We start from the raw sequence: 13,569 nt of genomic DNA on the forward strand, positions 1-13,569 counted from the left end.
AAAAAAGCCTTGTCGAGAACGACAAGGCTTTCGTATTGGCTAAGTTGTGTTTCCAACGTATTCTATTTATCTTGCAAAACTAAACAGAATGTCAGTGAACTTACCACGTTGCTCTTCTTTTACTTCACCATATAGAGTTCTAATACCGCCAGTGATTGGTGTGGTAGAAGTAAAATCGACACTACAAGTGTTATTTTCCGCAGAATCAAAGTACTGCACTTCCCAGGAAAATGGTGTTCCTGACATTGAGTACACGTTGAATGTATAGTTTGCTTTTACTTCTTCACAGCTCATTTTAAGGTAAATGTCTGCATCAGATACACCACTCTCACACATGTTAGCATCAGTGCAATTGTCATCTACATCATTCATAGCAGCGTCAACATCCATATCACTAATGTTGCCATTTTGGTCAATATAATGAAGAGTGCCTTCAACCCAAAGATCATCAACAACCCCATCTGTGATTCGTTGAGAGATTAAAGTGCTCACTTGTTTTGGATCAGTGTAAGCAGGATAAATGTCTTCAAAAGTCATACTTTGTACTTTGTAGTCTACCGAGTTATGGAAGGTCTCAGTATTTTGGAATACGAAGTAGTCTTGGTATTTTTGAGCGCTATAGCGAATGGTGAATGACTCATCACCATCGTCGACATTAAGCACATATCCTCCATTCTCATCGATAGTGTATGAACCAAGTGACTCAAAATTATTGTTATCAACCGGAGAAGACGAAACATTAATTTCAGGACAAGAAGCAAAACTATCTTTAGTTCGATTGTATGCGTAGAGTGTTTGTGTTGCTGAATCGAAATAACGAACTTCACAAGCTAAACCTGTACCTTGATCGCTATAGCTTTCTACTTCTGACTGATATAAATATTGGTCTTCGATAGTTGTTGCTGGAGGTGTAACTTCTCCTGGCTGAACGTTAGGCAATCTAAACGTTACCATTTCTGATTCAATATCATTTTCCTCACCACCAGAAAAGTTGATCCCCTGTGCGATATACAGAACAATATTATTGGTCTCTGATGTTGGGCGTCCACTTAATGTTACTAAGCCCGAGCTATCAACACTTACTGAGACTCCCGGAATCGGGTTGCTTGGCGCTTCATTATCATGTGGCGCATAGTGAGCGTAGTATTCAATATCGCCCGAAACCTTTGAGCTAAACAGATTTGCAACGCTGAAAGCTTCTTCAAAGTCTTTACCAACAGTCAGCGACCATTGCGTCGTAATTTGTGCTTGTAAATCGGCTTCTAACTCTTCATTAATACTGATGCTGCCAGCTTGAACAGGAGGCGCGGTAAAGTTCGCTGGTGCAGACGCTAAGAAGGTGGAAGTGTGACCATCATCAGCATGAATGGTGAAGTTTACATTGTTGCTATTAACCTTTGTTGGGTAACCCGTTATGTGAATTACGCCAGATACTGAATCGTACTCAGATTTAAGACCAGGAACCGCACTGTCGATATTTGTTGTGTATGTTAGGTGAGAATCTTCACGATCTTCAAACAACGTATCTACTGGGATCTCTCCGGTAAACGGGGCACCTTGGATTAGATTCCATGTAGATACAATTTCAGTCTGGATTCGTGTTTCTTCCGCATCCACAACGCTTGGAGGTGTGTTGAGTAGATCAACATTGAATGAAAAAGTAGTAAGCAGTGTACTGGTTACTTTCGCATCTTCATCTTGTGTATCTTTGTCTTCAGCTTCAAACGTAATTGTGTAACTGCGTTGCGGATTCTCCAATGAGCCTGAACTTGATAGTGTTAACGTAGTACCAGTTTCGTCAAGCTCAGCAGTGATCTCTCCTTCTCCATCAATTTTAACGCTAGGCCTTACCGGAGTTAGAGCACCGTCTACTGAATACTTATCTTCAAAAAGATTGTTTGGTACTTCAATCGTTTCTAAAACAGTATCTGTTTCGGTAATTTTGAGTGTATGGATCTGTTGTTGTATCGCTGATGCTGCTGATGGATTAACTAACAGCTTGAAGTTGCGAATAGCGGTCTCAGGCTCTGTTGGATCAATGACTGGCCTGTCGTTTACCAAATTCTCATCGCCCATATTGTCTTCTGTAACGATTTCTTCTGATTTTTCAGTAGCTGTGTCCGTGATTACCTCAATTTGTTTTTCGTATTCTGAAGGGTTTTTCGCTTTTGACTCCGTAAGGATCTGCGCAGTTTTATGAAGTCGAGCACTTTGCAGATTGCTCTTAGAGTCTTCTACAAAGTCAGAGAAAAGATCAATAGGTGCTTCTTCTGTTCCACCAAGGTTGCTACTTACTGCTGACATAGCTGCTTCAAGTGTGCTGTTATTTTTGCGCATCTCGATAGCGACTAGATCGGTAATTGGAGATATAACGACACCTTCACTGTCATCAACCTTTGGTGTGAACAGTACGACAGCGTTGGACATAGGTTGGCCCGGAAGGTCCATATCTCTTGTATATAGGTCTAACAGTTTATCCAGTGATTTTGTATTGTCAGGAAGAGTACTCAGTTTCTGAGCCAGCTCTGGGGTTACATCACCAGGACGGAGTGTTTGTAAACCTAGGCTGTGTTTGACCTCTGTATTTCTCGGTAGTGTTAATTCACCGGTTTCATCTGTTAGACCGAACACAGTATCGATATCTAGATTCAGTTTCCCGTTGTCGTCCACATCAGCAAACACTACGGCGTTATGGAAGTAGCCATCAAAACCTTTTACGACAATGCTACTCGATTTATCACCTGAACCGCCGCTAGGGGGAGTTCCATCATTGTCAGGGGTATTGCTTGTATGGGGGCTATCACTCCCACAACCCGCTAAGCCTAGTGCCACTGCAGCCGCTAATAACGTTACCTTTTTCATTTTCTATCCTTACTCTGAAGAGTAATTATTTTTAGGTTAATTAAGATCTGCGGCGTTTTTACCTTTCTAGAGTGGATTTCACAAGACACGAGATTTGAGTGAAATACCGTAAATTATTTTTCAATAAATTGGGTTGTGCTGCGTGTTTATTTTTCTTGTTAACCAACAGCGAGAAAACTTTAAATCCTTTTCAATTAGGCTGTCGCTACAAGTTAGAAGCTGGCTAATTTCTTGAGTTTGAAGCCCCATAAGGTATTTCAGTTTGAATGCTTGTGATTGCCTTGGGTAATTCAAAGTAAAGTGGTCAACAACCTTATCCATAATGATTAGCTGCTCGAAATGCCTGTCTTCTTGAGGGGGGACTTTTGTGGGCAGTTGGCGTTTCTGTGCCTGTTGACGTCGAGCGTTATCGATAAGTATTTGTCGCATGATTTTTGCTGCCATTAACAGGAAATCACGAGTGTCTTCTATTGATTGAGTATCGGCAAAAGAGAGCTTTAGGTAAGCATCGTGAACTAACGCCGTTGTGTTGTTGATGCTATTCCAAGACACCCAACAACTTTGCTCATGCTTGGTCGTGCTCCTTTTTCTCTCTTTTTGAGCGAGAGCGTAGAGGTGGGCGTAAGCGAAACGATAGAGTTTCTGTTCTGCCCATTTGTGCCCCGCTTTCCAATCTCTCATGATCGACTCTATATCAGTAAGTTGGTTACTCATGGTTAGCAGTTTCCTTTTGTTGATTCTGTCCTAGTTGTTTGTGGGGCAATTATTCGTAACAGTTTCATCTTTGTTTTTGTTGGTATACCAGGATCGCCTAAAACCGCTTTATGGGTATGTTTTAGTACTGTATTGATCGATGCTTTCGACTTAGGGCTCTCTTTTATCTGAGAAAGCGTTCGGACAAATTGCTTTGTGACTCTTTCTGATGCGCGCTTTTCTATTTGAAGTTGTTGGTTTTTTTTGATCAAAGGTGTGTAGAAACCTACACCACACCAAATGAGCATAGTAGATAAAGCACATTGAATTGGACGGCGTTGGCATAGCTTTAGAACGGAATAAAATGGTTGGTTTTGATATGCGGAGATTGGACGACAAGCGATCAGCTGCGTAATGTCGTTATAGAGTTCATTGGTGCTCGAATAGCGCAGTAAGGCGTGGCTTCGTGTCGCTTTTTGAATTATGCAGTTTAGGTCCCCCTGACTTATCTGTAGTTTAGGAAACATGAAGCTTAAGACCTTTCCTAGAGCGTAAATATCGCATCGGACTGTGGGGGGGCTTCCGCTGATTTGCTCTGGACTAGCGTAGTCATGACTGTAGGCATTGATAGTAAGTGGGTGAGCTGATAACTGGTCACTGATTCCTCTCATTAAATTAAAGTCGAGTATCTTTGGGCTCCCCTCACAATCGATTAATATATTTTCTGGCTTCAAGTCGGTATGCAGCACTTGGTGTTTGTGTGCGTGTGATATAGCAGAGCATATCTTTAAAAATAGATTGAGCTTTTTGGGGTAGCTCAGGGTGTAGGTCGCAAGGTACTCGTTCAATGTGCAACCTTTAATATGTTCCATAACGATGTAGACAGACCCTTCATGTGTCCCTCCATCGATCACCTTGGTTATATATGGGTGATTCAACGTCGCAAGTGCTTGTGCTTCTTGAAACAGATACTCTTTATCTATGAGGTGGGATAAAGCGGGTTGAATGAGTTTTATGGCAAGATCTTGATGGAATGTCTTATCCACTCGGGTAGCAGCATAGACAACACCAATACCGCCACGACCTATTTCGTAAGATAGGTGGTATTTATCAATGAATGTATCAGAGAAGTTAGCTTTTTTGTCGGTAGCTTGAAGAGCGCTTACGCCAAATATGTGTGTAAGAGGCTCTAGATCTGATGTGTAGAGAAGGGGATAAATCTTGTTATACAGTTCGACTTGGTGTGATTTTAATTCTTTTAGGTATTTTGTTTTTTCTGCCTCTGATAGATCCAATAATTGATAAAAAAGATCGGTTATACGGGTGTTGGCTACTGACATTGTCGCTCGTTCAAGAATTATTATGAACGGGATTCTATAAGTACGATCTGTAGATTTTGCTGATATTTGACAATCTTTTATAATTTTTTATATATCAGTGCTTTATGTGTTCTTTTTTTGTTCAAGCTGGTTAATAAAAAGCAGCCCCAAGGACTGCTTCTTAAAGTATCAACTAAAGGCGTTGATTAACGCATAGTTACGAACTCTTCGCTGCCCGTTGGGTGAATAGCCACAACAGAGTCGAAGTCTGCTTTGGTTGCGCCCATCTTCATTGCAACGCCGAAGCCTTGAATCATTTCATCAACAGTGAAACCGATGCCGTGTAGGCCAACTACAGTCTCTTCTTCGCCAGCACATACTAGCTTCATCTTACAAGGTTGACGGTGCTTGGTGACTGCTGTGTACATCGCAGTGAAGCCAGATGTGTAAACCTTGATGTTGTCTTTGCCGTACTGCTCTTCAGCTTCTTGAGTCGTTAGACCGATCGTGCCGATAGGTGGGTGGCTGAATACAACAGTAGGAACTAGCTTGTAGTCCATCTTCGCGTTGGTTTGACCGTTGAATAGACGCTCAGAAAGCTGACGACCTGCTTTAACTGCTACAGGAGTTAGCTCGATACCGCCTTCCATAATGTCACCAACACAGTAGATGCCCGGAACGTTAGTCGCTTGGAATTCGTCTACCTTGATATAGCCACGGTCGTTAGTTTCAACGCCAGTTGATGTTAGGTTGATAGCGTCAGTCGCTGGGTGGCGGCCGATAGCCCAGATTAGGTGGTCAACGTTTTGAGTGTTGCCGTTCTCTAAGTGTAGAGTCAGTGTGCCGTCTGCTTCTTTCACAACTTCTTTAGGCACTGAGTGCGTATGAAGTGTTGGACCTTCTGCTTCCATTACTTCTACTAGCGTTTCGATGATCATTGGATCGAAGCTACGTAGTGGTGATTCTTTACGGCAGAATAGGTGTGTTTCTGTGCCAAGTGCACTTAGTACGCCTGCGATCTCAACTGCGATGTATCCCGCGCCGATAACAGCAACACGTTTAGGTTGCTCCATTAGGTCGAAGAAGCCGTTTGAGTCGATGCCGTACTCTGCGCCTGGGATGTTTGGAATGGTTGGACGACCACCTACCGCGATCAGGATGTGATCTGCAGTGTAGTGTTCACCATTCACCTCAACCGTCTTCTCGTCAACGAACTTAGCAAAGCCTTTGATTACGTTTACTTTGTTGTTACCCAGTACGCGATCGTAAGATTGGTGGATACGACCAATGTACGCTTGGCGGTTTTCTACCAATTTGCTCCAGTTGAAGCCTTTTACGTCAACGTCGAAGCCGTAATCTTCAGAGTATAGATTGATCGCTTCAGCAACTTGAGCGCCGTGCCACATTACCTTTTTAGGAACACAACCAACGTTTACACAAGTACCACCAAGGTCTTGAGCTTCGATAAGTGCAACTTTTGCACCGTGCATTGCTGCGCGGTTTGCTGATGCGATGCCGCCTGAACCGCCGCCGATACAGATGTAATCAAAATGAGTCGCCATTACTTTCTCCATTTATTGAAGGTTGTAGTCACAGTGAGAGCACCGGATACCTACGTCCTATAGATTCTTAAATTGTCTAATTATTATATTGAGGGCAGATCGGTTGAACTCAATCTCCCTGTTTAAAATTTATTCGTCCACATCACAGTCTGTTGAAGATTCTTCAGTCTATGATATGGATTCGAGATTACTCGGGTACGATCCACTCTACTTTGAAGTGACCGGTCGCCGGCGCAATTGCTTCCTTCAAGAATGGAAGAATCTCTTTCATTTGGCTTTCTAACTTCCAAGGCGGGTTAATCACGATCATGCCTGATGCTGTCATGCCACGCTCGTTGGTGTCTGGTGATACGCCAAGTTCGATTTGTAGAATCTTGTTGATGCCTAAGCCTTCAAGTCCTTCGATCATATCTTCGATATCACAGCGGTTTACTACCGGGTACCAAATTGCGTAGATACCGGTTGCCCAGCGCTTGTGGCTTTGAGCGATTGCAGTCACGACATCACGGTACTCTTTTGCAAGCTCGTAAGGCGGGTCGATCAGTACTAAACCACGACGTTCTTTTGGTGGTAGGCTGCCTTTTAAGCGTTGGAAGCCATCTTCTTTGTAGATAGATACCTGACGATCGCGGTGGAATTCTTGCTCAAGCAGAGGGTGATCGGCCGGGTGAAGCTCGGTCAGTACCATACGGTCTTGGTCACGCAGGTGAGCACGTGCAACACGTGGTGAACCCGGGTAATAACGCAGCTTGTCGCCGTTGTTTAGTGTTGAGATAGACTCAAGGTAGCTTTGAATGTCTTCAGGGAGGTCTTTTTGCTCCCACACACGAGCAATACCTTGCTTGTATTCACCGGTTTTTTCAGACCATTCGTGCGTTAAGTCGTAACGACCTACACCAGAGTGAGTGTCATGATAAACAAAAGGCTTATCCTTCTGTTTCAAAGAATTAAGAATAAGGCTCTGTACGATATGCTTTACTACGTCGGCATGGTTACCTGCGTGGAAGCTGTGGCGATAACTTAACAAATTAAACTCTCGTAACACTCTCGATTTAGAGTGTGGTTAGTGTAGGTGGGGTTAATCAGACCATTATAACCCTCAATGGACCATAAATTCTCGAACAATTCAGGAGCAGTCGTTCGCAATATGTGGTTAGTTATTGGTTCTACTATTGAAATTTGCCTTATTGGGCACTATTTAATAACTATTCGCAGGTGATTTTTTAGGGCGAACCTGAGCCTGATGACTGTAAGACGACCTCATTACAAAAAAGACGAAAGTCTCTAAAGCCAAAGGAATGTTTATATGTCTAATCCGCTATTAACCTTCACGGACTTACCTCCGTTTTCACAAATCAAACCTGAGCACGTTAAGCCAGCGGTTGAGCAAGTGATTGAAGCGTGTCGCAACAAGATAGAACAAGTACTTGAAGGTAATACTTCGCCAAGCTGGGACAACCTCGTTGCTCCGATTGAAGAAGTGGATGATCGTTTAGGCCGTATTTGGTCACCAGTAAGCCACATGAACTCTGTTGTGAACAGCGACGAACTGCGTGAAGCGTATGAGAGCTGCCTACCAGTACTGTCTGAGTACGGCACTTGGGTTGGCCAACACAAAGGCTTGTTTGAAGCGTACAAAGCGATCAAGGCGAGCGAAGCATTCTCTGCACTGAACCGAGCTCAACAAAAAACCATTACCGATGCACTGCGTGACTTCGAGCTGTCAGGCATTGGCCTGCCAGCTGACGAACAGCACCGTTACGGTGAGATCAGCAAGCGTCAGTCTGAGCTAGGCTCTCAATTCTCAAACAACGTGCTTGATGCAACCATGGGTTGGAGCAAGCAGATCACAGACGTAGCTGAACTGGCGGGTATGCCTGAATCGGCACTGGCGGCAGCTCAAGCGGCGGCCGAATCTAAAGAGCAAGAAGGTTACCTACTGACTCTAGATATCCCATCATACCTACCTGTGATGACTTACTGTGATAACCAAGCGTTACGTAAAGAGTTGTACGAAGCTTACGTAACTCGTGCTTCAGATCGCGGTCCAAATGCAGGCAAATGGGACAACACTGAGGTCATCACAGAGCAGCTTAAACTGCGTCACGAGATCGCTCGCATGCTAGGTTTCAGCACTTACAGCGAAAAATCACTGTCGACCAAAATGGCTGAAACGCCAGACCAAGTACTTGGTTTCCTAAACGACCTAGCAGTAAAAGCAAAACCGCAAGGTGAACGCGAAGTTGAAGAACTGCGTCAGTTTGCTGAAAAAGAGTTTGGAGTTTCTGAACTAAATCTTTGGGACATCGCTTACTACAGCGAAAAGCAGAAGCAGAACCTGTTCGAGATCTCTGATGAAGAACTTCGTCCTTACTTCCCAGAATCTAATGTGGTTTCAGGCCTGTTTGAGGTACTGAATCGTGTGTTTGGTATGTCGGTAACAGAGCGTGAAGGCGTCGACACATGGCATGAGTCAGTGCGCTTCTTTGATATATTTGATGCGACAGGAGCACTGCGCGGTAGCTTCTACCTAGATTTATACGCACGTGAGCACAAACGTGGCGGTGCTTGGATGGATGACTGTCGTGGTCGTCGTATTACTGAATCTGGCGAGCTACAAACACCTGTCGCTTACCTAACGTGTAACTTCAACAAACCAGTTGGTGATAAGCCTGCGCTATTTACTCATGATGAAGTAGTGACTCTGTTCCACGAGTTTGGCCACGGTATCCACCACATGCTAACGCAAGTAGAAGCGGGCGCAGTTGCGGGTATCAATGGTGTGCCTTGGGATGCGGTTGAGTTACCAAGTCAGTTCCTAGAGAACTGGTGTTGGGAAGAAGAAGCGCTGTCGTTTATCTCTGGTCACTTCGAATCGGGTGAAGCATTACCAAAAGAGATGCTAGAGAAGATGCTAGCGGCGAAGAACTTCCAATCTGCGATGTTTATTCTGCGTCAGTTAGAGCTTGGCCTGTTTGACTTTACACTGCACACAGAATACGACCCAGAAGTGGGTGCTCGCGTACTAGAAACGCTAGCGGATGTGAAATCTAAGGTGTCGGTACTGCCAAGCCTTGATTGGAACCGTTTCTCACACAGCTTTGGTCATATCTTCGCTGGTGGTTACAGCGCAGGTTACTACAGCTACCTATGGGCAGAAGTGCTTTCAGCTGATGCGTTTTCGGCATTTGAAGAAGAGGGTATCTTCAACACTGAAACGGGCAATCGCTTCCTGAATAACATCCTTGAAATGGGTGGCAGTGAAGAGCCTATGGAGCTGTTTAAACGCTTCCGTGGTCGTGAGCCACAAATTGATGCGATGCTGCGCCATGCGGGTATCAGCGCTTAATATTGTGCTGATAAGAATGTAAAAAAAGAGCCTCCTTGTGAGGCTCTTTTTGTATCTATTTATCAAACGATTATGGGTTAACGTTGCGGTTGATAGGGTTCTGTAATGAAATCAGTGTCTCTGTCGACTGAACTTCATCGATTGCTTGCAGCTTATCGATCAATACAAACTGCAGCTCTTCAATCGACTTACACATCAGCTTTACAAAGATATTGTAAGCACCAGTGGTGTAGTACGCCTCAACCACTTCATCTAAGGCATTCAGCTTGGCGATCGCTGAGTGGTAATCTTTGGCAGCATTGAGGTTGATACCAATAAAGCAACACACGTCGTAACCTAGCTTTTTGGTGTTTACCACAACCTCGGTACGCTCAATAATGTCGGCCGATCTCATTTTCTCGATACGGACGTGAATCGTCGCAGGGCTGACATCGAACTGCTTTGCCATTTCAGCATAAGGAGTACGTGCATCTTCCATCAAGGTTTTGAGGATGGCACGGTCTAGATCATCAAGACGAGCTGTGGTTGTGGACATGCATAATCCTTAGATTGAATGAAAAACATACCGGCCTGAGTACACATCATAGCCAAGGGTGATAATATTAGCAGTAACTATAGGGTTAGGGTGAATTCAGTGCGATTTTCGTTATTTTTTATTGTGATGTGTTGGAGTGTGTTTGCTTCAGCTCAGACAAAGGATGTATTGGTGATCCACTCCTACCACCAAGGCTTTTTTTGGACAGATGATTTCCATAAAGGATTATCAGATGAGCTCGATCGTGACGGGCTGTCTTACCGTGTGGTTTATCTCGATAGTAAACGCACTCAAAACCCAGAATACCTAGAGCGCGTGTATCAGCTTTATCATACCAAGTTACTGCATGAAGAATTTGCAGCAATTGTCGTTAGTGACAATAACGCGCTCAACCTAATGAAGCGCCTTGCGCCCGATCTTAAAGATACGCCAGTGATCTTTGGTGGCATCAACAACTTCTCCCCTGAAATGATCGAAGGTTTGAACGCGACGGGCATCACCGAAGATATCGACTTAGTTGGCAATATTGAGCTAGTTAAGCGTATTCAATCTACCGTAAAGAAAATCTACATTGTTACTGATCACTCGGTCACGGGTGAGGCGATTCGTTCTCAAATCGATTTGTTCATCAAAACCCATCCCGATTTTTCTGATCTCGTTGAGCACTATGTGCCGGATTCCTACCAAGAGTTAATGAAATTTTCTCAACGTGCAGATCTAGGCAAGAGCTTGTTGTTTTGGGCGTATTACCGCGATGCGCAAGGTAGAGTGAGCAGTGATGAAGATTGGCGACAACTGAATATCAAGACCCAAATGCCATTGTACATGGTGCACGATCTAGGGCTAGGTTTTGGTGCGATTGGTGGTGTGATTCAAAGCGGAGAAACACAAGGCCGAGACACCGGGCGCGTATTGTTGAGTGTATTGAAAAACCCCAAGGCACCATTGCCATTGGTGGTTGCTGGCGCGCCAGAAATCAAACTTGATTACCAACAGATCTCAAGATGGGATTTGGGTGCCGAGAATGAAGCCTCGGTGACCTTCCTCAACAAGCCAAAGTCATTTTTAGTACGCTACCGCGATGAAATTCGCACCGTAGGTTTGCTGTTTTTGGTTATGTCGTGTGTCATCGCGACATTGGTGTATTACCTCAATCGCCTAAAGAAAAGTGAACGTGCCAGCCGACAAAGCCAGCTGCTGCTTGAGTCGATATTCGATCAAAGCCTGCAGTTCATGGGCATTATTGATAAGGGCGGTGTGTTGTTGTCGAGTAACAGCAAGCTACATGAGCTGCTTTATAACCAAGGCTATAAACTGGGAACACCTCTGCAGCAACATCAACATTGGGAAGATTCTGCACGAGAAGTGCTAAGTGAATATTTCATCACTAAAAGTGAACACCCAGCCTTACGATTTGAAGCTGAGGTGTGGTGTCGTGATCGTGGTGCGATGGTGTTGGATATTTCATTGAAGTCGATGCCAGGCAATGAGAAGGAAGACACTCAGTTCCTGTTTGAAGCGCGTGACGTGACCTCTCGTAAGCTGGCTGAGAATAAACTGTTCCAGCGCGAAGCGAACCTCAAGTTATATTACGACAAACAACCGGTGATGATGATTACCCTCGATGGCAATAACCGCATCCAACAAGTGAACCAGTTTGCGGAGCAGCTACTAGGTTACCCGCTAGATCAACTATTAGGGCACCGCCCTCGAGAGTTCTATGTCGATGAGAACGCGATGATTCCACGTCATATTTTGCTGCAACCACAACATAAGATTCGTGGGGTATGGCGTCGTGATATCGAATATCGCCATGCCGACGGCAGTAAGATCTGGATTCGAGAAAATATTCGCCCGCTTGTGGAGTCTGATCAGCTGTTGATTGTGGGGGAAGACATAACAGAAACACACGAGCTCTCTGAAAAGTTAGAGTATCAAGCTCGTTATGATCTGCTAACCGATACCTTCAACCGTAACCACTTTGAGCAAGAGTTGCAAAAAGCGCTCAAAGAGGTTGAGAGTCACATGCGAACTCATGCAATGTTGTTCTTAGACTTGGATCAGTTGAAGGTCCTGAACGACACCGCAGGGCATGAAGCGGGTGATGCCGCAATCATGTTTAGCGCCAATTTGCTGGAAGATGTACTGCCTTATAATGCGGTGTTAGCGCGAATGGGCGGTGACGAGTTTGCAGTACTAATGAAAGACTGTACTGAGCGAGATGCGGTGAATGTGTGTCGCAGTATTATCTCGATGATGAGCGAGAATCCGTTCTTGTGGGATGATATTCGACTCAACCTGACCTGCTCTATTGGCATTCGATTGATTGACCATACTGCGGCTTCACCGCAGATGGTGCATGCTCAGGCGGATGCGGCTTGTCATGCGGCTAAAGAAGAAGGCCGTAACCGTTATAACCTTTACCATCAAGATGATGAAGACCTGCGTCGTCGTCACTTAGAGATGGAGTGTGTCAACTTAGTGCATGAGGCTTTGGCGAATGACCGCTTAGAGTTGTTTGCTCAGCGCATTCTTGGTCTAGATGAAAATAGTGAAAAAATGCACTTTGAGATCTTGGTACGTATCAAGAATATCAAAGGTGAGTACATCTCTCCGGGGATCTTCATGCCAGCCTCTGAGCGCTACAACATCGCGCATTTGATTGACCGCCAAGTGGTGGGTCAAACCTTGAGTTGGTTGGAACAACGACCAGATATCATTGATGAGTTGGGGATGTGTTCAATTAACCTTTCCGGTCACTCGATGGGTAACCGTGAGTTTGTCGAGTTCTTGATAGATAGCCTGAGTGATTCATCGATACCGTGTCATAAGATTTGTTTAGAGATCACCGAAACGGCTGCGATGAGTAACATGAAGCAGGCGATCAAATTCTTCACTCGAATCAAAGAGCTCGGCTGCATGATTGCACTGGATGACTTTGGCTCAGGGCTATCGTCGTTTGGTTATCTGAAAAAACTGCCGGTCGATATTGTGAAGATCGATGGCTTGTTTGTACGTGATATTGATGTCAATGAGATGGACCATGTGATGGTTCGCTCGATCAATGATTTAGCTAAGCAGATGGGTAAACATACCGTGGCTGAGTTCGTTGAAAATACTCAAATCATAGATAAGTTGATCGAGCTTGGTGTGAACTACGCGCAGGGCTACATCATAGGGCGACCTAAGCCACTGGCGGAGCTCGTTGAAGAGTTAAGGCAAGAGCGCGAGACAGAGCTATTGGTTTAG

Annotated in this window: 8 protein-coding genes; 2 read left to right on the top strand and 6 right to left on the bottom strand. The window is 44.6% G+C overall.

From position 1 onward, the window contains the following. Positions 1-66: 66 nt before the first annotated feature. The 5 genes from OC193_RS00345 to OC193_RS00365 all read right to left on the bottom strand — a co-directional run bounded on the left by OC193_RS00345 (position 67) and on the right by OC193_RS00365 (position 7,463). Positions 67-2,862, bottom strand: a complete 2,796-nt coding sequence (locus tag OC193_RS00345) for a hypothetical protein (protein ID WP_048666235.1) — start codon at positions 2,860-2,862, stop codon at positions 67-69. A gap of 120 nt (positions 2,863-2,982) precedes the next feature. Further along, positions 2,983-3,576: an ECF-type sigma factor gene (locus OC193_RS00350; RefSeq protein WP_048665055.1), complete on the bottom strand. Its 594-nt coding sequence runs from the start codon at positions 3,574-3,576 to the stop codon at positions 2,983-2,985. Between the two features lie 2 nt (positions 3,577-3,578). Beyond that, complete coding sequence (locus tag OC193_RS00355; protein WP_048665056.1) at positions 3,579-4,895, bottom strand: serine/threonine-protein kinase; 1,317 nt, start codon at positions 4,893-4,895, stop codon at positions 3,579-3,581. A gap of 185 nt (positions 4,896-5,080) precedes the next feature. After that, entirely contained in the window at positions 5,081-6,436 is a 1,356-nt protein-coding gene (gene gorA, locus OC193_RS00360; protein ID WP_048661266.1) for a glutathione-disulfide reductase, read from the bottom strand. 187 nt (positions 6,437-6,623) lie between these two features. Then, a complete protein-coding gene (locus OC193_RS00365) occupies positions 6,624-7,463 on the bottom strand; it encodes a 23S rRNA (adenine(2030)-N(6))-methyltransferase RlmJ (RefSeq protein WP_048661267.1) in 840 nt (279 codons plus the stop codon). A gap of 279 nt (positions 7,464-7,742) precedes the next feature. Here OC193_RS00365 and prlC point away from each other — a divergent pair, with 279 nt between their 5' ends. Next, positions 7,743-9,785 carry an oligopeptidase A gene (gene prlC, locus OC193_RS00370; protein ID WP_048663038.1) on the top strand — a complete coding sequence of 681 codons (2,043 nt, stop codon included), beginning with the start codon at positions 7,743-7,745 and terminating at the stop codon, positions 9,783-9,785. A gap of 70 nt (positions 9,786-9,855) precedes the next feature. On the opposite strand, the gene asnC is transcribed toward prlC, so the two are convergent. Continuing rightward, positions 9,856-10,320, bottom strand: coding sequence for a transcriptional regulator AsnC (asnC, locus tag OC193_RS00375; RefSeq protein ID WP_008218581.1), 465 nt, complete (start codon positions 10,318-10,320; stop codon positions 9,856-9,858). A gap of 126 nt (positions 10,321-10,446) precedes the next feature. On the opposite strand from asnC, the gene OC193_RS00380 reads away from it, so the two are divergent. Continuing rightward, positions 10,447-13,569 carry an EAL domain-containing protein gene (locus OC193_RS00380; RefSeq protein WP_048663039.1) on the top strand — a complete coding sequence of 1,041 codons (3,123 nt, stop codon included), beginning with the start codon at positions 10,447-10,449 and terminating at the stop codon, positions 13,567-13,569.

This window comes from Vibrio crassostreae (genome assembly GCF_024347415.1).
Taxonomy (GTDB): Bacteria; Pseudomonadota; Gammaproteobacteria; order Enterobacterales; family Vibrionaceae; genus Vibrio; species Vibrio crassostreae.